Annotated in this window: 23 protein-coding genes and 1 pseudogene; 12 read left to right on the top strand and 12 right to left on the bottom strand. The window is 63.6% G+C overall.

The features are described from left to right. Positions 1-204: 204 nt before the first annotated feature. Positions 205-1443: a multidrug effflux MFS transporter gene (locus CK227_RS03570; protein WP_245433472.1), complete on the top strand. Its 1239-nt coding sequence runs from the start codon at positions 205-207 to the stop codon at positions 1441-1443. A gap of 6 nt (positions 1444-1449) precedes the next feature. Here the strand turns inward: CK227_RS03570 and CK227_RS03565 are convergent, their stop codons facing one another. Continuing rightward, positions 1450-1857 (bottom strand): DUF2000 family protein, encoded by a 408-nt coding sequence (locus tag CK227_RS03565; RefSeq protein ID WP_095771583.1) that lies wholly within the window; start codon positions 1855-1857, stop codon positions 1450-1452. 50 nt (positions 1858-1907) lie between these two features. On the opposite strand from CK227_RS03565, the gene CK227_RS03560 reads away from it, so the two are divergent. Then, complete coding sequence (locus CK227_RS03560; RefSeq protein WP_095771582.1) at positions 1908-2780, top strand: AraC family transcriptional regulator; 873 nt, start codon at positions 1908-1910, stop codon at positions 2778-2780. On the opposite strand, the gene CK227_RS03555 is transcribed toward CK227_RS03560, so the two are convergent. Further along, positions 2781-3251 (bottom strand): MarR family winged helix-turn-helix transcriptional regulator, encoded by a 471-nt coding sequence (locus CK227_RS03555; RefSeq protein WP_095771931.1) that lies wholly within the window; start codon positions 3249-3251, stop codon positions 2781-2783. 401 nt (positions 3252-3652) lie between these two features. Between CK227_RS03555 and CK227_RS03550 the strand changes: the two genes are divergently transcribed. The 3 genes and pseudogenes from CK227_RS03550 (at position 3653) to CK227_RS03535 (ending at position 7049) form a co-directional block, all read left to right on the top strand. Beyond that, the gene (locus CK227_RS03550; RefSeq protein WP_095771581.1) at positions 3653-4717 is read left to right on the top strand and encodes a GTP-binding protein; all 1065 of its coding nucleotides are present in this window, start codon (positions 3653-3655) and stop codon (positions 4715-4717) included. Between the two features lie 1043 nt (positions 4718-5760). Next, positions 5761-5968: pseudogene (locus tag CK227_RS03540) on the top strand (GNAT family N-acetyltransferase); the annotation flags it as partial. Positions 5969-6074: 106 nt separating this feature from the next. Next, the gene (locus CK227_RS03535; RefSeq protein ID WP_095771579.1) at positions 6075-7049 is read left to right on the top strand and encodes a WD40 repeat domain-containing protein; all 975 of its coding nucleotides are present in this window, start codon (positions 6075-6077) and stop codon (positions 7047-7049) included. Between the two features lie 2 nt (positions 7050-7051). Here CK227_RS03535 and CK227_RS03530 read toward each other — a convergent pair whose 3' ends face one another. Beyond that, the gene (locus tag CK227_RS03530; protein ID WP_095771930.1) at positions 7052-7507 is read right to left on the bottom strand and encodes a hypothetical protein; all 456 of its coding nucleotides are present in this window, start codon (positions 7505-7507) and stop codon (positions 7052-7054) included. A gap of 64 nt (positions 7508-7571) precedes the next feature. On the opposite strand from CK227_RS03530, the gene CK227_RS03525 reads away from it, so the two are divergent. Continuing rightward, the gene (locus tag CK227_RS03525) at positions 7572-8003 is read left to right on the top strand and encodes a MarR family transcriptional regulator (RefSeq protein ID WP_095771929.1); all 432 of its coding nucleotides are present in this window, start codon (positions 7572-7574) and stop codon (positions 8001-8003) included. 17 nt (positions 8004-8020) lie between these two features. Here the strand turns inward: CK227_RS03525 and CK227_RS03520 are convergent, their stop codons facing one another. Further along, entirely contained in the window at positions 8021-8473 is a 453-nt protein-coding gene (locus CK227_RS03520; protein WP_095771578.1) for a hypothetical protein, read from the bottom strand. 170 nt (positions 8474-8643) lie between these two features. Here CK227_RS03520 and CK227_RS03515 point away from each other — a divergent pair, with 170 nt between their 5' ends. From CK227_RS03515 to CK227_RS03505, 3 genes are read left to right on the top strand one after another with little or no spacing between them, the layout of a single operon-like run. After that, positions 8644-10023: an aspartate aminotransferase family protein gene (locus CK227_RS03515; protein ID WP_095771577.1), complete on the top strand. Its 1380-nt coding sequence runs from the start codon at positions 8644-8646 to the stop codon at positions 10021-10023. 11 nt (positions 10024-10034) lie between these two features. Next, positions 10035-11435, top strand: coding sequence for a glutamine synthetase family protein (locus CK227_RS03510; RefSeq protein WP_095771576.1), 1401 nt, complete (start codon positions 10035-10037; stop codon positions 11433-11435). 58 nt (positions 11436-11493) lie between these two features. Further along, on the top strand, positions 11494-12174 hold the full coding sequence (locus CK227_RS03505; protein WP_095771928.1) for a UdgX family uracil-DNA binding protein: 681 nt from the start codon (positions 11494-11496) through the stop codon (positions 12172-12174). Positions 12175-12183: 9 nt separating this feature from the next. Here CK227_RS03505 and CK227_RS03500 read toward each other — a convergent pair whose 3' ends face one another. The 4 genes from CK227_RS03500 to CK227_RS03485 all read right to left on the bottom strand — a co-directional run bounded on the left by CK227_RS03500 (position 12184) and on the right by CK227_RS03485 (position 16710). Then, positions 12184-13449 carry a glycerate kinase gene (locus CK227_RS03500; protein WP_095771575.1) on the bottom strand — a complete coding sequence of 422 codons (1266 nt, stop codon included), beginning with the start codon at positions 13447-13449 and terminating at the stop codon, positions 12184-12186. Then, a complete protein-coding gene (locus tag CK227_RS03495; protein ID WP_095771574.1) occupies positions 13446-13949 on the bottom strand; it encodes a heme-degrading domain-containing protein in 504 nt (167 codons plus the stop codon). The genes CK227_RS03500 and CK227_RS03495 overlap by 4 nt, the downstream gene beginning before the upstream one ends. Before the next feature lie 228 nt (positions 13950-14177). Beyond that, positions 14178-15491: a guanine deaminase gene (gene guaD / locus CK227_RS03490; RefSeq protein WP_095771573.1), complete on the bottom strand. Its 1314-nt coding sequence runs from the start codon at positions 15489-15491 to the stop codon at positions 14178-14180. Position 15492: 1 nt separating this feature from the next. Further along, positions 15493-16710 (bottom strand): urate hydroxylase PuuD, encoded by a 1218-nt coding sequence (locus CK227_RS03485; RefSeq protein ID WP_095771572.1) that lies wholly within the window; start codon positions 16708-16710, stop codon positions 15493-15495. A 132-nt stretch (positions 16711-16842) separates the two neighbouring features. On the opposite strand from CK227_RS03485, the gene CK227_RS03480 reads away from it, so the two are divergent. From CK227_RS03480 to CK227_RS03470, 3 genes are all read left to right on the top strand, one after another. Continuing rightward, entirely contained in the window at positions 16843-17763 is a 921-nt protein-coding gene (locus tag CK227_RS03480) for a LysR family transcriptional regulator (protein ID WP_095771571.1), read from the top strand. A gap of 78 nt (positions 17764-17841) precedes the next feature. After that, positions 17842-18819 carry an LLM class flavin-dependent oxidoreductase gene (locus CK227_RS03475; RefSeq protein WP_095771570.1) on the top strand — a complete coding sequence of 326 codons (978 nt, stop codon included), beginning with the start codon at positions 17842-17844 and terminating at the stop codon, positions 18817-18819. Next, positions 18816-20063 (top strand): LLM class flavin-dependent oxidoreductase, encoded by a 1248-nt coding sequence (locus tag CK227_RS03470; protein ID WP_095771569.1) that lies wholly within the window; start codon positions 18816-18818, stop codon positions 20061-20063. Before CK227_RS03475 ends, CK227_RS03470 begins: the two co-directional genes overlap by 4 nt. A gap of 11 nt (positions 20064-20074) precedes the next feature. On the opposite strand, the gene CK227_RS03465 is transcribed toward CK227_RS03470, so the two are convergent. The 4 genes from CK227_RS03465 to xdhA all read right to left on the bottom strand — a co-directional run bounded on the left by CK227_RS03465 (position 20075) and on the right by xdhA (position 25800). Beyond that, complete coding sequence (locus CK227_RS03465) at positions 20075-20911, bottom strand: PhzF family phenazine biosynthesis protein (protein WP_095771568.1); 837 nt, start codon at positions 20909-20911, stop codon at positions 20075-20077. 91 nt (positions 20912-21002) lie between these two features. After that, on the bottom strand, positions 21003-21911 hold the full coding sequence (gene xdhC, locus CK227_RS03460; RefSeq protein WP_095771927.1) for a xanthine dehydrogenase accessory protein XdhC: 909 nt from the start codon (positions 21909-21911) through the stop codon (positions 21003-21005). A 62-nt stretch (positions 21912-21973) separates the two neighbouring features. Then, positions 21974-24319 carry a xanthine dehydrogenase molybdopterin binding subunit gene (gene xdhB, locus CK227_RS03455; RefSeq protein WP_095771567.1) on the bottom strand — a complete coding sequence of 782 codons (2346 nt, stop codon included), beginning with the start codon at positions 24317-24319 and terminating at the stop codon, positions 21974-21976. Further along, complete coding sequence (xdhA, locus tag CK227_RS03450) at positions 24319-25800, bottom strand: xanthine dehydrogenase small subunit (protein ID WP_095771566.1); 1482 nt, start codon at positions 25798-25800, stop codon at positions 24319-24321. Before xdhA ends, xdhB begins: the two co-directional genes overlap by 1 nt. Position 25801 lies beyond the last annotated feature (1 nt).

The raw sequence follows: 25801 nt of genomic DNA, 5'->3' as shown, positions 1-25801 counted from the left end.
CATCTTTTGCGCCTAGCTCTGATGCCATGAACATCGCAATGGCTTTGGTCGTCGTAAGGGAGCGCATGGGCAGGATGGTGTAACCATCCGGCGAAAGCACCCATGCGCGGTAAGCAGGCTCCTGACGGGGCCTTTTTTTATGCCCGGAATTCGGGCCACCCGTCAGACCCCTCACTTCAATCCCCCGACAAGGCGAGCGAGATCATGGCGAGCGACAACCCCATTCGGCGTCCGGCTATAGGCACAATCGGTAGCACGAGGGTCTCCGAACCGGCTGCTCCACCCCGACTGATTACACTTATCCTGCTTTCGGCTCTTGCCGTGTTGCCGGTGAACATGATTTTGCCGTCGCTGCCGAACATTGCCGTAACGTTTCATGCCGATTTCGCCTTGGTCAATCTGTCGGTTGCCGGCTTTGCGATCATCACCGCCGTCATGGAGGCCATCGGGGGTGTAATATCGGACCGATTTGGGCGCAGGCCGGTCGTCCTGGCATCTCTCTCGATCTTCGTCGCGGCGTCCATCGGCTGCGCTGTGGCTCCTAATATCGGCACCTTCCTTCTGTTTCGCGCGACGCAGGCGTGCATCGGCCCCTGCTATTCGGTCGCTCTGGTGATCATCAAGGAGACATCGGACGAGCGCGAAGCCGCCAGCAAATTCGGTTATCTCGCCATGGGGTGGGCGCTCGCGCCCATGGTCGGTCCTTTGTTCGGCGGTTCCCTGGACGAACTGTTCGGATGGCGGTCAAGTTTCGTTGTCTTTGCGATCCTGGGTGCAGCCGCCTTCGCCCTATCCATGCGCGAGATCAGAAGAATTCCATTGCCGAGATCGCGTGGGAATTACGTTGTCGCCTATGGGCTTCTCCTGCGTTCGGCGCGGTTTTGGGCTTACACGCTGTGCATGGCTGCCTCGATGGGCGTCCTTTACGTCTTCCTGGGAGGAGCGCCATTGGTCGTCGGCGACGAGCTCGGTAGGTCAAGCGCGAAGCTCGGCTTCTACATGGGATTGGTCCCTACCGGTTTCATTCTCGGCAGCTATCTGGCCGGGCGCTACGCCTCGAAAACCTCGCTGGGCGCCATACTCGTTCTTGCGCGCCTCCTGACCTGCGCCGGTCTGCTGGCCGGCCTGGCCCTGTCAAGCCTTAGTATCACGCACGTCCTGGCCTTCTTTGGGCCTTGCTTGTTCATCGGCGTCGGCAATGGATTGACCATGCCCGCGGCCAACAGCGGCGCCTTGTCCGTACGACCGGATCTGGTCGGCACCGCCGCGGGACTGGCTGCCGCGATGCGGATCGGCGGCGGGGCGCTCATAGCCTCCATCGCCGGCCTCTTCCTGGCGAGGTCGATCCCCGCGCTGTTCGTGACGATGCTAATATCAGCGGCCCTCGCATTGCTGGCGGCGCTGTATGCAGATGCTCTCGATCGGCGGCAGCCAGCCGATTGAGTGTCGCTATGCCTGCATGCGGGCGCCCTTGGTGATCTTGTCGACCACCTTCTTGTCGGCGCGCAGCGCGATGCCGACCACCTGGGCGTCTTCGGGCGCGAATTGTGCGAAGACGGCGCGGTTAGCGGCATCGAAGCCGGTGGAAAACATCTCCTCGACATAGAGCGAAGTCGTCACGCCGCGCTCCAGCGCGCGCCGGTGGATCGTGGCCAGTGTCGCCTGATCTGCCGACAGCACGATGACCGGCTGGATCGACAGCGGATTGTAGAGATTGCCCGAGCGGTCGCGATAGGGCTCGCCGATGATGTCGGGAAACTGCGCGACAATGCCGCTGGTCAGGAAGGCGGTGACGTTGAGTTTCTGCCAGACGGGCAGGTCTTCCCGCAGGACGATTGCAAATTTCGTATCGAACATGAGAAAAGACCATTCGAGGTTAGGCCGCGATTGCGAGGCTGAAGGAGACGATGTCGTTCGAAATAGACCGGCAGGCCTCTAGGGGTCTTGGACGTTTGTGCGCGGATGCGGCGGAGAACTGCATCATTTCCGCACCCGACCCCGCCGGCATGGAGCGGATCGAGGCGCGCTTTCATGGCAGCGCCTTCGACCTGCATCGTCATGACACCTACGCGATCGGGGTGACGCTGCATGGCGTGCAGACCTTTCGCTATCGCGGTGCGACGCGATTGAGCCTGCCCGGCCAGATCATCGTGCTGCATCCCGACGAACTGCATGATGGCGGCGCCGGCACCGAGGACGGGTTGCGCTACAGGATGCTCTATCTCGAACCGTCTCTGATGCTGGACTGCCTTGGCGGCGCGTCGTTGCCCTTCGTCAGGGATGCCGTGGTGCGGGACGAAGCCTTCTGCGCCACGCTGCTTTCAGCGCTGGGGCCGCTGCAGCAGGAACTCGACGAGCTGTTCGTCGATGACTTTCTCACGCAACTGATGCATGGCCTGGCACGGCATGCCGGCGAGCCGGCAAAGCCGATGGCCCGGACGGCATGGCGGGCGGCGACGCTGGCGCGGGACTATCTTACGGAGAACGCAATGCGCCCGGTGCGTTCCGGCGAATTGGAAGCCGTCACCGGACTGGACCGCTACGCCTTATCGAGGCATTTCCGCGCCGCCTTCTCGACCAGCCCGCATCGTTTCCTGGTGATGCGCCGGCTTCAGCGCGCGCGGCGGATGATTACCGCCGGCGAGCCCCTGGCGCAGATCGCGGTCGAGGCTGGCTTCACCGACCAGAGCCATTTCAACAGGCAATTCAAGAAGGCATTCGGCATGACGCCGGGGCGTTGGTCCTCGCTGATCCGGGACGCGGCTCCTGCAGCGGCCTGATCACTCGTCCGCCTCGGCGTCGTCGTCGATCAGCACAAGCTCCTCGTTGGAGAGATTGGCCTCGATGCGGGCCAGCAGCTTGAACAGCGCCTTCTGGTCTTTCTTGTCGAGGCCCTTCAGCGCCTGTTTTTCGGTCTTCTTCACCGATTTCTCGATGGCGTGGATGATATCGCGGCCAGTGTCGGTGAGGAAAATATGAGCCTGACGGGCGTCGGCCGACGAGGCGCGCTTTTCCAGAAAGCCCTGCGCCTGCAGCCGGTTGATGGTCTTGGTGATGGTGGGCGGGCGCACGCCGAGGCGGCCGGCGAGATTGCCAGGCGTCTGGCCGTCCTCTCGGTCGAGCGCCAACATGATCTGGTCCTGGCCGGCATAGAAGCCGTGCGCCAGGAGCCGGGCCGCCAGCGCGGTTCTTGCCAGCCTTGCCGCCGAATGCAGCCGGCTCATTGTTGCAGTTTTGTCCGCCTTGGCCATGATCATCCCCTCTTCGGCCATACCGGTAGCGACAGCATAGACGCAGCCGGCCGGTTGGCAATCGACGATAAAAAGAATCCGGCGCGTGAAACAGCTTTGCCGGCAAGCATTGCGGTGCCCGCCGTGGCTAATGCCAGATGTTTATTTCAGTTAGATGACAAACGACTTTTCGCCGCACGGGAATCGCCGCAAAGGTGGGGCGCGCGTGACGTGAGACGCGGCTTGCTCGCGACAAAGGCGCACTTTCGCAGTCATCCGGCACGCCGATATCGCAGTGGCCGGGCCAAGAGCTTTGGCCCATCGGTTTGCCCCGTGCAAAAGCCCCGCACACATCCTATATGGAGCCGAGAATCCCTTTTTCGCGGCCTGGATTTCAAGGCCCAGTCATCTCGAGGCAAGCCATGAGCGACGCACAGACGCAGATCCCCGTAACCGTTCTCACCGGCTATCTCGGCGCCGGCAAGACGACGCTGCTCAACCGCATCCTGTCGGAGAACCATGGCAGGCGCTACGCGGTCATCGTCAACGAATTCGGCGAAATCGGCATCGACAACGACCTGATCGTGGAATCCGACGAGGAAATCTATGAGATGAACAATGGCTGCGTCTGCTGCACGGTGCGCGGCGACCTGATCCGCGTCGTCGAGGGCCTGATGCGCCGGCCCGGCCGCTTCGACGCCATCGTGGTCGAGACAACCGGTCTCGCCGATCCGGTGCCGGTGGCGCAGACCTTCTTCATGGACGACGACGTACGCTCCAAGACCAAGCTCGATGCGGTGGTGGCGCTGGTCGATGCCAAGCACCTGCCGCTCAGGCTCAAGGATTCCAAGGAAGCCGAGGACCAGATCGCCTTCGCCGATGTGGTCGTGCTCAACAAGACCGATCTCGTCACCCCGGAAGAGCTCGCCAAGGTCGAGGCGACGATCCGCGCCATCAATCCGGCGGCCAGGATCCATCGCACGACGCGCGCCGGCGTCGCCTTGTCGGAAGTGCTCGACCGCGGCGCCTTCGACCTCTCCCGGGCGCTGGAGAACGATCCGCATTTCCTCGAGGCGCATGACGATCACCACCACGATCACGATCATCACGACCATGATGGCCACGATCACCACCACCATGATCATGACGGGCATGACCACCACGAACACGCGCATCCCTCAGACATCCATGATGTGACGGTGCAGTCGGTGTCGTTGCGCGGCGGCGAGATGGACCCGAAGAAATTCTTCCCATGGATCGAGAAGATCACCCAGATGGAAGGCCCCAACATCCTGCGGCTGAAAGGCATCATTGCCCTGAAAGGCGATGATGAACGCTACGTCATCCAGGGCGTGCACATGATCATCGAGGGCGACCATCAGCGCGCCTGGAAAGACGGCGAGAAACATGAGAGCCGGATGGTGTTCATCGGCCGCGAACTGGACGCCGAGCGGCTGAAGAAGAGTTTCGAGGCCTGCCAGGCCTAGTCAGGCTTTGCCGTGCGCTTCCAGGCTAGATGTAAAGGAAGACGGACGGGTGCGTCACAGCGAGGGCGTCCTTGAAATGGTCGAATGATCGGCTTTGACCAACAGGCGATGGCTAGCGCGAAGTACATCTGTGATCGAGGAGGTGCTCGGCTGCCCTTCCCCAATTTACCAGAATATAGAATCCCGGCCTCGCGTCAGCCAGCGTTGCACCGGCGACGAGTACATTTAGATCATCCATAGCATGCCGTGCCTGAGGCAAACCGGCAACAACCAAGCCAACCACGTTAGTGGTTCGCAGATCCGGCTCATCCACTGCCATTATCCAATAGGGTCGCCCGTTCAACATCAATGGAAACGGTTGCCAGGCCGCGTCTTGCTTCGGCCCATCTGAGGCAAGCGTCCTTTCAACCGACTCCAGCAAGCAATCGACGTGGATGTGCAACTGATCCTGGGACCGCTCAAATCGGGAATTCACAGCCAGGCCAACGGCTGATCGTGGCAGGCCGTGTCCGAGTCTTGCTTCGACTTTCTGTCGGGCTTCCCATGCCCGGTTCCATAGTTGGGCGCTATCCGTGGAACGGGCGGATGGGCTCTCCAAGCCCGCAACCGCTGTGATTGGGGCCACCACAAACTCGGTCCGGTGTAGAGGTGATTTGATGAGCACTGACCCATAATCCCCTTGCTCGGCCAGTATCACCTCGTCGCAGGGGAAGGCGACGCCAAACCGCGTACTTGCAAGTGCGCAGGTCTGCACCGTCTCCCACAGTATTTTGCGTCTGAGGAAAGCGTAGCCGGCAGCGACTGACAAAGCGACCAACAATGTCACGAACAGCCGAAGGCCCCTGCGCTCCAAGAAGCCCAGCACATTGTTCCTTTCTCAAACGACCGGAGCGAGCGGCGCGAGCATCGCCAGGAACATGGTTCGGGTCATCATACAATCGCAGGGTGCGGAAGTTCCGTTCCCGCCTGGAAATCACGATCGGTGATGTTATCCCCATTCCGTTGAGGGTCGGAAGATGTCCGGCCCGCCATCGGGCAGGGCTGGAGGTCAACTGCTCGCCGCCGCGTTGCGCTGCCTGCGGCTTGCCGGCGAAGGCGGCGGGATCCTGCTCATCATCGATGCCAAGAGCGACCGGGTCCGCAAGGTGGTACGCCGGCTGTGGTGCAGAGCGCCTCCAGGGATCGGCTTTGACCCTGGCGATGCCATTGGCGACGTTTGCAACTGAACTGCGAGCCAAGGGGCTGCTTTGACTGGATTGCAGCCTCTTGCCGCCTCGCCGGTCCTCCAAGGTTGCCGGAACCGTAAACGTCGAGTAAGCCCCTGCAACCGCTGCAATTCAACTGAATAAAGATAGCCATGCCCACAGTTGCCCCCCTCGACCTCGAAGGCCATTGCGTCGCCGCCGTCTTCCTTGGCGACGTGCCGCATTTCGCGCTGGCCGATGGCGCCGTCCATCGGCTCGACAATGGCCACAAGACCATCCAGGCCAATGACGGGCTGCTCGCCGCCTTCCACGATGCGGCCAACAACCGGCTGATCACCGGCGGCGAGGACGGCAAGGTGTTTGCCGTGAAGACAGGCGGCGAAACCACCGAAGTGGCGAGCGCCGGGAAAAAATGGATCACCAGCGTCGCCGCCGGGCCGCAGGGCGCCGTCGCCTATGCGACGGGCAAGACCGCCTTCGTGCGCTTCGCCGATGGCAAGACCCGGGAATTTGCCCATCCGCGCTCGGTCGAGGGGCTGGCGTTTTCGCCCAAGGGCATGCGCTTCGGCGTTGCCCGCTACAATGGCGCGACGCTGCATTTCCCGGCCGCCGAGGGCAAGCCGGTGGAACTCGAATGGGCCGGCGCCCATACCGGCATCACCTTCTCGCCTGACGGCGCTTTCCTCGTCACCACCATGCAGGAAAACGCCCTGCATGGCTGGAAATTGGCCGACGGCAAGCACATGCGCATGACCGGCTATCCCGGCAAGGTCAAAAGCCTGTCATGGAGCGTCAAAGGCAAATGGCTGGCGAGCTCTGGCGCGCCGGCGGCGATCGTCTGGCCGTTTTCGGGCAAGGACGGACCGATGGGCAAGGCGCCGCTGGAACTCGGCACGCGCGGCAACACGATGGTGACTTGCGTGGCATGCCATCCAAGCCAGGATGTCGTGGCGATCGGCTATGAGGACGGCATGGTCATTGCCGCGCGCTTCGCCGACGCCAAGGAAGTGCTGTTGCGCCGGCAGGGCAAGGGCGCCATCACCTCGATGATGTGGGACAGGGAAGAGCGCCGCATCGCCTTCGGCAGCGCGGCCGGCGATTGCGGTGTCATAGACATCACGGCCTGAATTCACCGCGCTCGCGCGGCCAGCCGAAGAGGCTTGCGCCGCAGCGACAGCCCGTCGCGCATGTTGAGCGACAGCAGTGCGATATTCGTTGCGCCGGCTGCCAGTTCGATCGTCTGGACGACTACGAAAAACTTGTCGAAGCGACCAGCCGCGGCAAAGCTGCTGAGCAGGAAGGCGCAGGGCACGAGGACCAGCAGTCCGTTGGCGGCGATAATGCGCATGCGCCACTTCTTGCGTGCCACGACCGGGCTCTTCCAGCCCTTGCCGAGTGAAAAGCCCGATGCGCCGGCAACGATCATCGCCGGGATGAGCACCGTCATGCCGGCCAGCACACAGTTCTTGACCGTTGTGATCGCGGCCGCGTCGCCGAGCAGTTCGGCCGTGGCGGTCGACAGCCAGAAAGCCGAGACCGTGATGAGAGCGATGGCGCCCGCCGCTGCATGAATTCTGGTTTTCATTTTCATCTCCATAGCAAGCTATATATCATTGCATAGCATGCTATTCAACTATTATGTGGCAAGCATGGCATTTCAGAAGGAACGATCCGCGGGATTCCTGGCCAACCACATGGCGCGGTTGTTTGCCAACGGCCTGCAGCAGCGGATCCGGCCGCTCGGCCTGGCGCCCGCTCAGTTCATGACGCTGCTGGCGTTGTGGGATGATGATGGCCTGACGCAACGCGAACTCGTGCAGCGTCTCAGCGTGGAACAAGCGACGATGGCCAACACGCTGATTCGCATGGAACGTGACGGGCTGATCGTACGACGCCTGCACCCCGAAGACGGGCGCTCGCAATCAATCCACCTCACCGCGAAAGCCGTTGGCCTGCGCGAGCCGGCGACACAGGCCGCGCGCTCACAGAACGAGGTGGCACTGACCGGCTTCAGCGAGGACGAGCGGCTGGTGTTTCTCGACCTGATGCGGCGCGCCATCGCCTCGATGCAGGCAGGCTGACACAATCGATCGGCCCCCTACTCAGCCCCGCACGACACCTTGCCCGTCAATTCAGCCGGCTTGCCATCCTTGTCGATGTCGGCGGTATTGTCATAGACGGCAAGCTTGTATTGCCCGTCATAGACGCCTTCGTCGCTGGCCTTGGTCAGGATCGTCAGTTCGACCGAATTGAAGGCGTTTGCCGCCTCGTGCTCGTGGTAGATGTTCAGCCGCAGTTCCTTGTCGTCCAGCCAGTACTGGGTCAGGTTGGAATCCTCGAACACCGTCTTGCGCAATCCATCGCCAGCCGGCCTCGCCTTGATTTCGAGGTCGCCGCGAAAGTTGAAGGTCGGGCCGCCCATGCCTCTGGTGACGCCGGCGCCGACATCGAATGTCACAGCCGTATCGTCGACATTGCACCAGATGCCGCCCGAGGCGAAGGCCGTGCCAGCCGACGCCAGGAGCATTGCCACACAGATGATCGTCCGCATTTTTGTTCGCCCACCTCAATTTCCGCTCATATTGGCGCCGACTTCGCCAGCACGGTCAAGCAGCGCCCAAGCGGCGCCGCAGGCGGCTGAGCCAATGCAGGGCGGGCGCGCGGCCAATTGCGGTTGCGGATATAGATTGGCTAAGAGGGACGGACGAGAGGGGTTTTTTCATGCACAGCAGCGACAGTTCAGAGACCATTGGCGGCATAAGCCGCGATCGCATCGCGCAATTGCGCGAGACCGAAGGCGCGGCCTTCCGCAAGGCGCGGCCGAAATCGCAAGCCAAGGTCGGCAACGGCCTGCCCGGCTTCTTCGGCGGCGTGCCGATGCACTGGATGAACGACTGGCCGACACCATTTCCGATCCTGGTCGACAGCGCCAAAGGTGCTGCGATCACCGACATAGACGGCAACAGGCTCGACGATTTCTGCCTTGGCGACACCGGCTCGATGTTCGGCCATTCGCCGCCACCGGTGGCGCGCGCCATCCGTCGCCAGGCCGGGCGCGGCCTGACCTATATGCTGCCCTCGGAAGACGCGCTTGCCATCGGTCCGCTGCTGCAGCAGCGTTTCGGCCTGCCATTCTGGCAGATCGCGACGACGGCGACCGATGCCAACCGCTTCGCGCTGCGCGTTGCCCGCGCCGTCACCGGGCGCGAAAAGATCCTGGTGTTCAACGGCTGCTACCACGGCTCGGTCGACGAGACGATGGTGCGGCTGATCGACGGCAAGCCGGTCAACCGGCCCGGATTGGCGGGCGAATTCCGCGACCTGACCCGCACGGCGAAAATCATCGAGTTCAACGATGTTGCAGCACTAGAAGCAGCCCTCGAGGGCAGGGATGTGGCCTGCGTCATCGCCGAGCCAGTGCTGACCAATTCCTGCATGGTGCCGGCCGCCCCTGGCTTCCATGACGCGCTGCGAAAGTTGACGCGCGAGACCGGCACACTGCTCTTGATCGACGAGACGCACACGATCTCGACCGGCCCCGGCGGCTACACCAGGAAATACGGGCTGGAGCCCGACTTCTTCGTGCTGGGCAAGCCGATTGCCGGCGGCGTGCCGGCAAGCGTGTGGGGCATGAGCGACGAGGTCGCCTCGCGCTACGCCGATTACAACAGGACCAAGGAGCCCGGCTATTCCGGCATGGGCACGACGCTGTCGGCCAACCCGCTGCAGTTCGCCGCCATGCGCGCCACGCTCGAAGAGGTGATGACGGTGGAGAATTATGACCGCATGGACCATCTGGCGCGACGGCTCGATGCCGGACTGACCGGGGTGATCGACCGCTATCGCCTGCCCTGGCATGTCGCCCGCGTCGGCGCCCGCGTCGAATTCATCTGCGCACCCGGGCCGTTGCGCAACGGCGCGCAAGCCGAGACCGCGCATGCGCCGGAACTGGAGGCCGCCATCCATGTCGCGCTGGTCAATCGCGGCGTGCTGATCGCGCCCTTCCACAACATGATGCTGATCTCGCCGGCGACATCTGGCGCGCAGGTCAACCGGCTGATCGCCGCCTTCGGCGCGGTTGCGGCAAAGCTTGCGGCATGAGACAAGCGGCTATGGACAATGCCATCGTGACCTCCCCTTCGGGGTCCTCGCCCGCCGAGGCGCAAGCCTTTCTCGACGCCCATCCCGAAATCGAAGCCTTCGATATCGTGCTAACCGACGCCAATGGCGTCGGCCGCGGCAAGATCGTGCGCCGGCATGAGCTGAAAAGCATTTTCGAGGGCGGCCGGCACATGCCGATCTCGATCCTCGGCCTCGACATCACCGGCGAGGACGTGCACGAGACCGGACTGATCTGGACCACAGGCGACGGCGACCTCCGGGCCTGGCCGATCCCCGGCACGCTGGTGCCGCTCTACGGCACCAATCCGCCGCGCGGCCAGGTGCTGATGGCGATGTATCATCTCGACGGCCAGCCGATGTCGTCGGACCCGCGGCTGGCGCTTGCCCGGCAGGTCGGCATCCTCGCGGCCAAGGGGCTTTACCCGGCGGGCGCCTTCGAACTGGAATTCTTCCTGCTGGCCAATGAGCGCGACGCCGACGGCAAGGTGCAGCCGGCGCGCGCCGTGCTCGACGGCCGCGTTTCGGGCAAGACGGAGGTCTACTCCGTCGATCATCTGCACGGCATGGAGCCGCTGTTCTCCGACATCTACGCCGCCGCCAAGGCGCAAGGCATCCCGGCCGAGACGGTGATATCGGAATATGCGCCCGGCCAGTACGAGCTGACGCTGAACTACCGCAAGGATGTGATGCGGGCCGCCGACGACCTCGTCATGCTGAAGCGGCTGGTGCGGGCGCAGGCGCGCCGCCACGGCGTGACCGCCTGTTTCATGGCCAAGCCGATCGAGAAATATGCCGGCTCGGGCATGCATTTCCACGTCTCGCTGCAGGACAGAGCCGGCCGCAACGTCTTTGCCGAAGCCGGCGGCGAGAGCTGGTCGCTACCCCTGTTGCAAGGGCTCGGCGGGCTGATCCAGACGATGGCGGAATCGATGCTGGTGTTTGCGCCGCACGCCAATTCCTGGCGGCGCTTCGTCTCGCAATCCTATGCGCCGGTGGCGCCGACCTGGGGCGTCAACAACCGCTCGGTGGCGCTGCGCGTGCCGGCTGGCGACGCCAAGAACCGGCGCATCGAGCACCGGCCGTCCGGCGTCGACGCCAATCCCTACCTGATCGCCGCGACGGTTCTGGCCGGCATCATCAAAGGCCTCGACGAAGGGCTTGATCCCGGCCCCGAAACGACCGGCAATGGCTATGAAGCGGCCGTCACCCGCACGACGATGCCGGCGGACTGGCGCGCCGCGATCGAAGCGGCCAAGGCCTCCAGCTTCCTGAAAGGTGCGCTGGGCGAGGACCTGCACCGCACTTTCGTGGCCATCAAACAGTCCGAATATCTGCGCGTGGCACGCACGGTGAGCGAACTGGATTATCATCTCTATCTGCACGAGGTTTGAGGAAAGGAACCATCGTTCGCCTCGTCCATTTCAATATCGAATCGGACGAGGCAGGATGATGGCGACCACGGACCTTCCGCGTAAGGCGAAGATGCCAGACCGGCGCGTTTCTGTGCCACGCGCCGAGTTGATATCAGCCGAGACCAATGCCAACTCGGTCACGGAACTGCGCGAGGCGGCACAAGGTTGCCGTCGCTGTCCCCTGTGGCGCAATGCAACACAGACCGTCTTCGGTGAAGGGCCCGATAACGCCAAGGTGATCTTCGTCGGCGAACAGCCGGGTGATCAGGAAGATCTCGCCGGAAAACCGTTCGTTGGCCCGGCGGGCAAGGTCTTGGATGCCATACTGGACGACGCAGGAGTCGACCGGCAGAAAGTCTACGTCACCAACGCGGTCAAGCACTTCAAATTCGAGCCGCGCGGCAAGCGTCGCATTCATTCCAAGCCGAATGCCGGCGAGGTTCAGGCCTGCCGCTGGTGGCTCGACAAGGAGTTCGAGTTGATCAAGCCAAATCTTGCTGTCGCGCTTGGCGCGACGGCGGCGTTGTCGCTGCTGGGCAAGGCAACACCGGTTATGAAGATGCGCGGCCAGGTAATCGAGCGCGAGGATGGCTTGCGCGTGTTCATCACCATCCATCCCTCCTTCGTCCTGCGCATCCGTGAAGCCGCGGACAAGGAGGCCGAGCGCGAGCGTTTCCTGAGGGATATGAAAGAGGTGAAGCGGCTGATGGCTGCCTGAACCGGTCGCCTATCGGATCAATATCGCCCTGAGATCGTTGACATTCGTGCCCGTCGGGCCGGGCACGAAGAGATCATCAATCGAATGGAACGCCGTCCAGGCGTTGTTGCCGGCCAGCATCGCCTTGGCACCGACGCCGGCGGCGCGCATGCGCGAGACGGTCGAACCGTCGGCGAAGGCCCCGGCATTGTTTTCCGAACCGTCGATGCCGTCGGTGTCGGCCGCCAGGGCATGAATGCCTTGCACGCCGTTGATGCCGATGGCGAAGGCAAGCAGGAATTCCGAATTGCGGCCGCCCTTGCCTTTTGCCCGCAAGGTCACGGTTGTTTCGCCGCCCGAGAGAATGACGACCGGCTTCGTAAATGGCCGGTTGCGCGTCGCCACTTCGCGCGCGATGGCCGCGTGGACACCGCCGACCTCACGCGCTTCGCCCTCGATGGCATCGGAGAGGATGACGGCCTCTATCCCTTGGCGCTTGGCTTCCGCCGCTGCTGCTTCCAGAGACACGCCGGCCGAGGCGATCAGATGCACTTCATTGCGCGAAAAGCGCTGGTCGTCGGGATCTGGAGCGTCGGCCGCCGGCGAATTGATATGCGCCATCACCGAGGCCGGCAGCTTCATGCCATAGGCCGATATCGACGCCAGCGCGTCTTCTCGGCTGCCGGTATCGGGGACCGTCGGGCCGGAGGCGACAAGGGCGGGATTGTCGCCGGGAATGTCGGAGACCACCAGCGACACCACCTTGGCCGGCCAGGCAGCAGCGGCCAGCCGGCCGCCCTTGATGGTCGAGACATGCTTGCGGATGGTGTTCATCGCCGCGATCGGCGCGCCGGAGGCGAGCAGCGCCTCGTTGACGCCGATCTCGTCGGCCAGCGTGAGCCCAGCCGCCGGCGATGGGAGCAGCGCCGAACCGCCGCCGGAAATCAGCGCCACGACCAAATCGTCCGCGGTCAGTCCCTGGACCTTTTCCAGCAGTCGCCGTGAGGCCTCGAGGCCAGCGGCGTCCGGCACAGGGTGTGCCGCCTCGATGATCTCGATGCGTTCGCATTTCGCGCCATAACCATAGCGGGTGACGACCAGCCCTTCGATCGGCCCGTCCCAGACCTTCTCGAACGCCGCCGCCATCTGCGCCGAGCCTTTGCCGGCACCGATGACGATGGTGCGGCCCTTTGGCCTGGCCGGCAGATGGTCCCTGATCGTCCGTTCCGGATCGGCGGCGGCAACGGCTGCGTCGAAGATGGAGGTGAGGAAGGCCTTGGGGTCGAGCACGGTCATTCAGCTTCCGAAGCCAGTGCCAGACTACGTTTGTCGACACCCAGGTGATCGCACAGCGCATCGACGACCACGCCGTGATCCTCGCGTTCCGGCAGCCCGGAGACCGCGATCACGCCGATGACGCCTGCGCCTTTGACCGTCACCGGAAAACCGCCACCGGCGAGGACATATTCGGAGATGTCGAGGCCCTCGCCGATCTTGAAGGCGCGGTCGGGGCGTTGCTGCTCCAGCACCATGCGGTAGGTGCTTCTCAGGAACCGTTTCACCACATTGATCTTGCGGCGCGCCCAATCGGGATTGGAAGCATTCGATCCCGGCATGGCCGCATAGAACAGCGGCCGGTCCCACAGCCTGATGTCGACGATGATAGGCAGGTTTTCGGCCATTGCGCGGGCGCGGATGGCGGCGCCGATCTCGAAGGCGACGGCCTCATCGAAGGCTGGGAAGACAAGAACTCCTTCCTGTTTCCGGATCAGTGCGATGTCGTCCGCAGCGGCCATGTCGTTCCCCTGTCAACTTCGCCGCACGCTTTGACCGATGGCTGCCGCCGGGTCAAGCGTCTGCGCGACTTCGTAAGGTCGTGCGCGTCGGTGTATTGAGATCCAGGTCAGGCCGGGTCGAAAATGGTGGCTTCCGAGAACCGGAGCGGAGCGTACATTGGGTACGTCAGTGCCGGAAGCGCAGGAAGCCACCATTTGCAGGCCGGCATCACCTGAATATCAGCGTGCCTAATTCGCCATGTCGCTCTTGGCCGCCCGCCCCGCGACATAGACCTCGCGCACGGCGCGATCGTCGCCCAGCGTCTGCAGCAGGAACAATTCCTGCGCCAGCGTCTGCGCCGTTTCCATCCTCAGCCGCATCGCCGGCGTCGCCCGGGCGTCGAGCACGACGATGTCGGCGTCGGTGCCCTGATCCAGCGTGCCGATCTTGCCGGCCACCGACAGCGCCTCGGCATTGCCGCGCGTGATCTGCCAGAAGGACTGGAACGGGTTGAGCTTCTCGCCGTTCAGCGCGATCACCTTGTAGCCCTCGTCCATGGTGCGCAGCATGGAATAGTTGGTGCCGCCGCCGACATCGGTGGCAGCGGCGATCCTGAGCGGCTTGTCGCGGCGGCGAAAGCGCTGGTAGTCGAAAAGACCGGAGCCGAGGAACAGGTTCGAGGTCGGGCAGAACACCGCCACCGAGCCGCTCTCCGACAGCGCGTCCGCTTCGCGTTCACTGAGGTGGATGCAGTGGCCGAACAGGCTCTTCTTGCCCAGCAATCCGTAGTGTTCGTAGACATCGGTATAGTCGCGCAACCGGGGATAAAGCTGCTGCGTGAAGGCGATTTCGGCGTGGTTTTCCGACAGGTGCGTCTGCATGTGCAGGCCGGGATGCTCGCGGCACAGCGCGCCGGCCATCTCCATCTGCTCCGGCGAGGAGGTGATGGCGAAGCGCGGCGTAATGGCGTAGTGCTGGCGCCCCTTGCCGTGCCACTCCCTGATCAGCGTCTTGGTGTCGTCATAGCCGGATTGCGGCGTGTCGAGCACGCCTTCGGGCGCGTTGCGGTCCATCATCACCTTGCCGGCGATGTTGAGCATGTTGCGGTCATGCGACTCGGCGAAAAAGGCTTCGGCCGAGGCCTTGTGCACCGAGCAGTAGGCGGCCACCGTCGTGGTGCCGTGCCGCACCATTTCGTCGAGGAAGAGCCGCGCGATACGGCGGCCATGCTGGGCGTTGGCGAATTTCGTCTCTTCCGGAAAAGTGTAGGTGTTCAGCCAGTCGAGCAGTTCGGCGCCATAGGACGCGATGACCTGCATCTGCGGGAAATGCACATGGGTGTCGATGAAGCCCGGCAGCAAGAGGTGCGGCCGGTGGTCGATTTTTTTGGTGCCCTCACCGGCCTGCTTCTCGACTTGCGCATAGGCGCCTGAGGCGACGATCCGACCGCCGCTTATCAGCAGGCCGCCATCTTCCTCATAACGCCAGGCCGAATGGTCGTCGATGGTTTCAGGCCAGCGCACGAAGGACAGCGTGCGGCCGCGCAGAAGTGTCGAGGTCATGCTATTTCCCCGCGCCTTCGAACCAGGCCACCAGCAGCGCCCGTTCCTTGTCGGTGATCTGGCTGACATTGGCGGGCGGCATGGCGTGGCTGCGGCCGGCCTGCAGATAGATCTCGCGGGCATGGTTGGCGATGTCCGCATCGGTGTCGAGCACAACGCCCTTGGGCGCGTGGTAGATGCCTTCATAGACCGGTTCCTGGGCATGGCACATCGAGCAGCGGCCGAGCACGGTGTCGCGCACTGCCGGGAAATGCGCGGAAGCGATATAGACCTCCGCCGAGGCGGATGCCTTGGGCTCGCCGGTCAGCACCTTCGGCACGGTCGACAGCCAGATGATGATGAGGAACAGGACAAGGGCGCCGAGCCAGGTCCAGTGTGGGTTGCCGGCCCGCTTGTGCACGGTGTTGAAATAGTGCCTGATCAGCACGCCGATGATGAACACCAGCGAGGCGATGACCCAATTGAACTCAGTGCCGAACGCCAGGGGATAGTGGTTCGACAGCATCAGGAACAGAACGGGCAGCGTCAGATAGTTGTTGTGGAGCGAGCGCTGCTTGGCGATCTTGCCGTATTTCGGGTCGGGCTTGCGGCCGGCAATCAGGTCGGCGACGACGATCTTCTGGTTGGGGATGATGACCATGAAGACGTTGGCCGACATGATCGTGGCGGTGATGGCGCCGAGATGCAGGAAGGCGGCGCGGCCGGTGAACAGATGGGTGAGCCCCCAGGCGATGAACACCAGCACGCAGTAGAGCACCAGCATCAGGCCGGTGTCGCTTTTGCCGAGCGGCGAGCGGCACAGAAGATCATAGACCACCCAGCCGACGCCGATCGTTCCCAGCGACAGCAAGATGCCAGCCGGCACCGACATCGGCAGCACATTGGGATCGATCAGGAACAGGTCGGCCCCGGCATAGTAGACCACGCACAGCATGGCGAAGCCGGACAGCCAGGTGGCATAGGATTCCCATTTGAACCAGGTCAGGTGCTCCGGCATCTCGGCCGGCGCCACCAGATATTTCTGGATGTGGTAGAAGCCGCCGCCGTGCACCTGCCATTCCTCGCCGAAGGCGCCGACCGGCATGCCCGGCCGCTGGCGCAGGCCGAGATCGAGCGCGACGAAATAGAAGGACGAGCCGATCCAGGCGATGCCGGTGATGACGTGCAGCCAGCGCACGGCGAAGCTCAGCCAGTCCCAGAAAATCGCGAAATCCATCATTGAAGTCGTCCCTGCCGATGACGCGACTTTACGGTGTGGCGCGCAAACGGAAAGAGGCGAGGTGTGCGATGACTTTCAAAAAAAAATGGAAAATACTAGGTTTGTCGCTGCAAACCGGCGAAGGTGCTCCGCATGGCCTATCTCGACAACATCGCCGTCTTCGTTCGCGTCGTCGAACTCGGCAATCTGTCGGCGGCGGGCCGCGACATGCGTATTTCGCCGGCGGTCGCCTCCAATCGCATCAAGGAACTGGAGAAGCACCTCGGCGTGCGGCTGTTCAACCGCACGACGCGGCAATTGATGCCGACCGAGCATGGCACGGTTTTCTACTCGGGCGCCAAGCAGGTGCTGGAGGCGATCACCGAAGCGGAAGCGGCGGTGTCGGCTCTGTCCGGCCAGCCGCGCGGCACCATTCGCGTGACAGCGCCACTCGGCCTCGGGCGCCGGCTGGTGGCCTCGGGCATTCCTGATTTCCACGACAAATATCCTGACATCGAGGTGCGGCTCAGGCTCTCGGACCACAATGTCGACATCATGAAGGAGGGCATAGACGTCGCCTTCCGGCTCGGTATCATCGAGGATTCAAGCCTCAGGATGCGCGGCATCATGGAGTGCGAACGCGTGCTGGTGGCGGCGCCGAAATATCTGGAGGCGCGCGGCGAACCGGCGGAGCCGCAGGAGCTGATCGGAAAGAAACACGACTGCCTGATGCTGCGCTATTCCGGCGCACGCGAATATGTCTGGACGCTGCAGACCCCCGCCGGCCCGCAGAAATTCGAGGTGCACGGACCCTACGACACCGACGATGGCGATGTGCTGACCGGCTGGGCACTGTCGGGACGCGGCATCATCAACAAGCCGCGCTTCGAGGTCGAACCGTTCATCCGCGACCGTCGGCTGCAGGTGATCCTGGCCAACACGCCGCCGACGCCGGTGCAGTTCGCCGCCGTGTATCCGCACAAGAAGCTTCAGGACCCCAAGGTGCGGCTTCTGCTCGACTTCATGGCCGAGCGCTGCCAGCGGCTGATCAAGGATATCCTGGCCGGCAAGTGAGCGGCTGGCCGACAAGTGAGGGTCCACTGGTCTATCCGCCGGACTTGCCTTGCGCACCGGCGAACCTAGGTTGGCGCAATGCATCTCGCCATTTCGCTCAACATCGCTGCCGCCAACGAACAGGCCGTTCTGGATTTCGGAGAGATCAAGACCTTCGTGCGGACGGCAGAGGCCGCCGGCATCGATATGGTCGTGATTTCCGACTCCGTGGAAGGGTCATCAAGCAGCCCGTTCGAAGCGACAACGCTGCTGGCCGCCCTGGCGACCGTCACCGATAAGATAGGGTTCGTGGCCAGTGCCTCGACGGTTGCCCATCAGCCCTACAATCTGGCGCGTCGTTTCGCTTCGCTCGACATCATCAGCCACGGTCGTTCCGGCTGGCATGCGACGATGGTGCAGGGCTCTCGCGAAGCCGCCAATTTCAGCCGACCGGAGGGGTTTTCCGACGCCGACTTTCGCCGCCGCGCCGAGGAATATATCGGTATCGTTCAAGGCCTGTGGCAGGGCTGGGATGAGGATGCTCTGCTGTTCGACAAGACAGGTGGCCGCTTCCATGATCCGGAAAAGATGGATCTGCTGGACCACAGGGGCGAGTTCTTCTCCGTGCGCGGGCCGCTGAACGTCGCACGCTCGCCGCAGGATACCCCGGTGCTGGTGCTGTCAGGCCTATCCGAGCCCGACCTGGATATTGCGGCCCGCACCGCCGATGTCATTTTGCTGGAGAGCGGGTCGGCCGAGCGCGCGAAAATACGCTTCGATGAGCTGAAGCGTCGCGCAACGGCCGCCGGGCGCGATCCGGACGCTGTGAAGGTGCTGACGAATATCTCGTTCGCCCCCGACGATGGGCCGGCCGCCAGTATGGACAGGCTGGAAACCCAATTGCGGGCGAAAAGCTGCGACGGCTTCAACGTCCGGTTGCCCGCGCAGCACTCAGCGCTCGACGATTTCGCCGATCGTGTTCTGCCGAAGTTGCGGCAAAGCGGCCTTGTTCAAGAGGGCTATCGTGGCACAACGCTGCGCGCGCATCTTGGACTTGCCGGCGGAGGCGACCGATGACCGCGCAGATGAAGCTCGGCGCCTTCCTGTGGGCGACGGGTCACCACATCGCCGCCTGGCGCCACCCGAAGGCGCATGTCACGGCAGGCATCGACATCGACCACTACATCCAGCTGGCGCGCACGGCGGAGGCGGCGAAGTTCGACATGATCTTCTGCGAGGATGCCGCCGGCTTGCGGGAGGCCAATGTCGGCATCGCCAGCCAGACGTCGCGTTCGGTCGGCTTCGAGCCGATCAGCCTGCTGTCGGCGCTGGCGGTCCAGACCAGCCGCATCGGCCTCGTTTCCACGGCCTCGACAAGCTACAACGAGCCCTACGGGCTGGCGCGGACTTTCCTGTCGCTCGACCATCTGAGCGGCGGCCGGGCGGGCTGGAACCTGGTCACCTCGGCCAGCCCCATCGAAGCCGCCAATTTCGGCTCGACGGGCCTCAAGCCGCATGCCGACCGCTACGAGCGGGCGCGCGAATTCGCCGAAGTGGTCACCGGGCTGTGGCACGGCAAGGCTTCCGGCCATGACGGCCAGAGCTTTTCGGTGCGCGATCGGCTCGACCTGCCGCGCTCGCCGCAGGGCGCACCGGTCATGGTGCAGGCCGGTGCCTCGGATGTCGGCCGCGACCTTGCCGCCCGCACCGCCGATGTGGTGTTCACGGCTGCGCAGACCTTCGAGGAGGCCAAGGCCTTCTACAACGATCTCAAGGGACGCATGGCCGCCTATGGACGCGAGCCTGACGACATCAAGATCATGCCCGGCGTCTCACCAGTGGTGGCGGAAACAGAGGCCGAGGCCTGGGAGAAACATGAGGAATTGCAGGAGCTGATTCCGGACGATGTCGGCGTGGCGCTGCTGTCCAGCTATCTCAGCATCTCCGATCTCTGGCGCTACCCGATCGACGGGCCGCTGCCGGACTTGCCTGACAGCGAGGGGATGAAAAGCCGGCAGGCGCTGGTCGTCGAGCAATCGCGCCGCGACGGCCTTTCCATCCGCCAGCTGGCCCGCCACTTCGCCGGCGCGCGGGGCCATTGGCGCATTGTCGGAACGGCGGCGCAGGTCGCCGACGAACTCCAGGCGCGGTTTGAGGGCGGTGCGGCCGACGGCTACAACGTCATGCCGTCCTGGTTCCCGGGCGAGCTCGATGCCTTTGCCACGCTGGTGGTGCCGGAACTGCAGCGGCGCGGCCTGTTCCGTAAGGAATATGACGGCAACACGCTACGGGAGCATCTGGGCTTGAAGCGGCCGGCGTGAGCTGGAGACTTCTATGCTTCGTCCATCATCCGGGCCGTGCCAGAAACCCTGACCGAGCTGCCGATCTCAGGCCGAATATCGGCATGCAGACGCGACCGCATGCCCATGTCCTCGCCTTGCACGACATCGATCGCGCCGCCATGCAGCCAGCCAATGTCGCGCAGATAGCCGGCAAAGGCAGCTGTCGAGGCGCCCGTCGCCGGATCCTCATAGACGCCACCTGAAGCAAAAGGATTGCGCGTGTGGAACAGTCGTGGCGTTTCGCCATAGGCCAACAGGATCGTTACCAGCCCTTCGCGACGCATCAGGGCCTGTCCGGCTTTCAACTCGTAGCGCATCGCGGCCAGCGCCTCGCGCGATCCGAGGGCCAAGACCAGATGGTCGGCGCCGCCGTGGATCAGCGCCGGCGGAATGGCCGGATCGAGATCGGCCGCGGTATAGCCGAACAATGCCAGCGCCTCGGTAATCAGCGCCGGCGGCCCCGGCTTGCTGCGTGTCGGCGGCGACTGCAACGCCGCGGCGATGGTCGCACCGTCGCGGAACCCTTCGACAGTGATGTTCGCCTGGTTGAGTTTCAGCGGGAAAATCCCATCGCCGAACTGCCGGACCAGGGCGGCTCCCAAGGCGATCGTGGCGTGACCACAGAAGGGGACTTCGGATTCCGGCGAGAAATAGCGGACCCGCCAGTTATCTCCCTGCCTGGCGGCAAAGGCCGTTTCAGAGAACCCGACTTCCGCTGCCAGACGCTGCATCTCGGCCGCATCGGGCAAGACATCGCCTATCAGCACCCCGGCAGGATTGCCGCCGGTGTTGCCATCCGAAAAAGCCGCGATCTTCAGAACGCCCATGTCTCCACACCTCATGCCGCAACGCCGGGTGGATATAGCAAACGGATCCTTCCCGCGGTCGAAAAACGGACAAGCCGCTGAGCAGCTGTGACTAACCGGCGAGCGTCCTGTGCCGTGGCACCTGATGGTCGGCATCTGACGCAGCTCTATGCACGACCAGCGCGGTCATGATCTCGGCGGCCGCAAGTGCCGCAATGACTTGAGGGCGCTTGTCCTTGACGGCGTCGCCGCCGATCGGCGAGACGAGACGGGCAAATTCCGCTTCCGTGCCTTCGGCCGATTTCAGGAACCAGTTCCTGAACGTTGCTTTCTTGGTCTTCGAGCCGATCATGCCGACATACGCCGCGTCGTCGCGTTTCAGCGCTTCGGCGACGATCAGGAAATCCAGCGCATGGTCATGGGTGAGGATGGCGAAGGCGGTGCCGGCGGGCGCGTTGCGCACTTCGGCTTCGGGCATCGGCGTCAGCCGCGTCTCGACGGTCTGCGGCATGCCTTCCAGCGCCTCGGCCCGCGTCTCGATGACGACGCCGTGCACGGGAAGCAGCGACATTGCCGCCGCCAGCGCCTGGCCGACATGGCCTCCGCCGAAAATATAGACATGCGGCAGATGCGCTTCTTCGGTTTCCGCCGCTGCAATCAACCCGTTGGCGAGATCGGCATCGACGAATCGGATCAAGACTTCGACGCGCCCGCCACAGCATTGGCCAATCTCCGGGCCGAGCGGCACGTCCAGTGTAGCGCAGACTTCATCGGCCTCGATGCGGGCTTCTTTGCCCCGCGGCTTGCGGCGAGGTGAAGACGCCACCATCTGCCGCGCCTTGTCGATCGCCATATATTCGAGCTGGCCACCGCCGATCGTGCCCAAAATCGCCTCCCGCGAGACGAGCATGAAGGCGCCCTTCTCGCGCGGCGTCGAGCCCTTGGTGCCGGCCACTTCGACCAAAGCGATGCGACCTTGGCCAGCCAGGAAGTCTTTCAGGCTTTGCACTTTCGAAGTCATCATTCGCATTCCCGTGCGGGAAACATAGGGTTTTTCGACCTGAATTGCACGTTTTGCCGGATTCAGGCCTTCGCCTCGCCTTTCAGCCGCTCGATCGCCATCAGCACGCGCTCCGGCGTCGCCGGGGCGTCAAGGCGCGGACAGATCCTGTGATCGGCGACGCTGGCCACCGCATCCGACAGCGCATGCAGCACGGACATGCCTAGCGGGAAGGGCGGCTCGCCGACCGCCTTGGAGCGGTGGATCGTTGGCTCGCTCGCTTCCGGCCAGTCGGCCAAAGTGACGTTGAAGATCTTCGGCCGGTCGGAGGCGAGCGGGATCTTGTAGGTCGACGGCGCATGGGTGCGCAGCCGGCCCTTGTCGTCCCACCACAATTCCTCGGTCGTCAGCCAGCCCATGCCCTGGATGAAGCCGCCCTCGATCTGGCCGAGGTCGATGGCACGGTTCAGCGAGCGGCCGGTCTCGTGCAGGATGTCGGTGCGCTCGACCACATATTCACCGGTCAGCGTGTCGACCGAGACTTCCGAGCAGGAGGCGCCGTAAGCGAAATAGTAGAAAGGGCGGCCCTCGCCCTTGTCGCGATTCCAATGGATTTTCGGCGTCTTGTAGAAGCCCGCCGCCGACAGCTGGATGCGCGCCATATAGGCCTGCTTGACGAGATCGGCGAAGGCGATCTCCTGGTTGCCGATGCGCACCCGGTTGGGCAGGAACAGCACCTGATCGCGCGGCACCTGGTATTTCTCGGCAGCGAAATCGGTCAGCCGGCCCTTGATCTGGCGAGCGCCATTCTGTGCCGCCATGCCATTGAGGTCTGAACCGGACGATGCCGCTGTGGCCGAGGTGTTGGGCACCTTGCCGGTGGTGGTCGCGGTGATCTTCACCTGGTCGAGATCGATCTGGAACTCTTCCGCCACCACCTGCGCGACCTTGAGGTAGAGCCCCTGCCCCATTTCGGTGCCGCCATGGTTCAGATGCACCGAACCATCGGTGTAGACATGCACCAGCGCCCCGGCCTGGTTGTAGTGCGTGGCGGTGAAGGAAATGCCGAACTTGACCGGCGTCAGCGCCAGACCGCGCTTGACGAAACGGCTGTTGGCATTGAAGGCCGAAATTTCGCGCCGCCGCCGCGCATAGCAAGCGCTCTCTTCGAGTTCAGTGACGATGCGCTGGATGATGTTGTCCTCGACCGTCTGGTGGTAGGGCGTGATGTTGCGGTCGCTGGTGCCATAGAAATTCTTCTTGCGGATCTCGAGCGGATCCTTGCCGACCGCGAACGCCACCTCGTCGATGACGCGTTCGGCGCCGACCATCCCTTGCGGGCCGCCGAAACCCCGGAAGGCAGTGTTCGACACGGTGTTGGTGTAGAGCGGCGCCGATTGCGCGTGCACGGCGGGCCAGAAATAGGTGTTGTCGCAATGAAACAGCGCGCGATCGGTCACCGGGCCTGACAGATCCGACGAGAAGCCGCAACGCGCGGCGAACATGAAATCGACACCGAGAATGTTGCCCTCGTCATCGAAGCCGACTTCGTAGTCGACGAGGAAATCATGGCGCTTGCCGGTGGCGATCATGTCGTCGTCGCGGTCGGGCCTGATCTTGACGGCGCGATGGTGTTTCTTGGCGGCGATGGCCGCGAGCGCGGCAAACTGGTTGCCCTGCGTTTCCTTGCCGCCGAAACCGCCGCCCATGCGGCGGATCTCCACCGTGATGGCATTGCTGGGTATGCCGAGCGCATGGCTTACCATGTGCTGGACTTCGCTTGGATGCTGGGTCGAGGAATAGATGGTGACGTCCTGATCCTCGCCGGGTACGGCCATGGCGATATGGCCTTCAAGATAGAAATGCTCCTGGCCGCCGACGCGCATCTTTCCCTTCAGCCGGCGCGGCGCCGACTTGATCGCAGCGGTGGCATTGCCGCGCTTCAAGGTAAGCGGCGGCGTGACGAGCTTGTCCTTCCTCGGATCGAGTCCGCCGATGTCGGTGACGAAGGGCAATTCCTTGTATTCGACCTTGGCCAGCCTGGTGGCGCGGCGTGCCTGTTCGCGGGTTTCGGCGATGACGCAGAAGATCGGCTGGCCGAAGAACTCGACCTTGCCGTCGGCGAGCACCGGCTCATCGTGCCGACCGGTCGGCGAAATGTCATTCTCGCCCGGCACATCCTTTGCCGTGAGCACATCGACGACTCCGGAAGCAGCGCGCACCGCCGAAAGATCCATGCGGGTGATGGTGGCATGCGCGGCGGCCGAGAGACCAAGGCAGCCATGCAGCGTGCCGGCCGGTTCCGGCATGTCGTCGATGTAGACGGCGGTGCCGCTGACATGCTTGTGGGCGGAATCATGCCGCTGATCGGTGGCGACGCCGCCGACGATCTTCTCAGCCTTGAGATTTGATGTGGCGTGCTTGTTCATCATGCCGCCTCGTTGCGGGACACCTGGAAGGGCGCCCTGGTGCCGGAGGTTTCGACGAAGAAGCGCAACAACAGGTTCTTGGCCGCCAGCGCCCGGTATTCGGCTGACGCCCGCATGTCGGTGAGCGGGGTGAAATCCCTGGCATATTGCGCCATCGCCGTCTCGACCGTCTCTTCGGTCCATGGCTTGCCGAGCAGCGCCCTTTCAACAAAAGACGCCCGCTTCGGCGTCGCCGCCATGCCGCCATAGGCGATGCGCACATCGGCAACCGTACCGTCCTTGGCTAGCGTCAGCAAGAAGGCGCCGAGGGCAGCGGTGATATCCTCGTCGCGGCGCTTGGTGATCTTGTAGACGGCAAATTTTTCGCCCTTGGCCGGCACGGGCACGTGCACGGCCTCGACGAACTCGCCCGGTTGCCGGTCCTGCTTGCCATAGGCGATGAAGAAGGTTTCCAGCGGGATCGTGCGCCGCTTCTTGCCCTTGCGCAGCGTCAGGCGCGCGCCGAGCGCGATCAAGGGCGGCGGCGTGTCGCCGATCGGCGAGCCGTTGGCGATGTTGCCGCCGATGGTGCCCATGTTGCGCACCTGTTCGCCGCCGATGCGGTCAAACAGCGGCCCGAGCGCCGGGATGGTTTTGGCCAGCGTCGAAAAGGCTTCGCTGTAGGTGACGCCGGCGCCGATCGAAATGACGCCCTTGTCTTCGGCGATGGTGCACAGCCCGTCGAGATTGCCGATGAAGACCGCCGGAGAGATGTCGCGCATGTGCTTGGTCACCCACAGGCCGACATCGGTCGAGCCGGCAACGATGGTGGCGCCGGGTTCCTGGTCGAGCACATTGGCGAAATCGTCGACATTGGCCGGCACGATAAGCCGCGCCTCGGCCGAACCGATCTCGACCCGCGCGCCGTCCCGCAAGGCTTCCAGCCTCGCGGTGATCGCCTTGCGCTCCGCCGCCAGCGGATCCTTCGCCGCTTTGCCGTAACTGGAGATGGCGTGCGCGGCGCGGACAATCGCCTCGTAGCCGGTGCAGCGGCAGAGATTGCCTTGCAAGGCCTTTTCGATCGCCGCGTCCGACGGCTCCGGCGACCGCATCCACAGGCCATAGAGCGACATGACGAAGCCCGGCGTGCAGAAGCCGCATTGCGAGCCGTGGAAATCGACCATCGCCCGCTGGACGGGATGCAACTGGCCGGGCTGACCACGCAAATGTTCCACTGTCACGACATGGGCGCCGTCGAGCGAACCGAGGAAGCGGATACAGGCATTGACGCTTTCATAGACCAGACCGGCGGCCGAAAGCTTGCCGACCAGAACCGTGCAGGCGCCGCAATCGCCCTCGGCGCAGCCTTCCTTGGTGCCGCGGAGCGAACGGTCGAGACGCAGCCAGTCGAGCAGGGTCGCGTCCGGCGCCACCGACGACAGCACGACATCCCTGCCATTGAGGATGAAGTGGATTTCGTTGCGGATTTTGATCTTGGCCATG

Origin of the sequence: Mesorhizobium sp. WSM4308, assembly GCF_002294905.1 — a bacterium.
In the GTDB taxonomy this organism is placed as follows: Bacteria; Pseudomonadota; Alphaproteobacteria; order Rhizobiales; family Rhizobiaceae; genus Mesorhizobium.
This window is presented reverse-complemented; position numbering and strand designations above follow the sequence as displayed.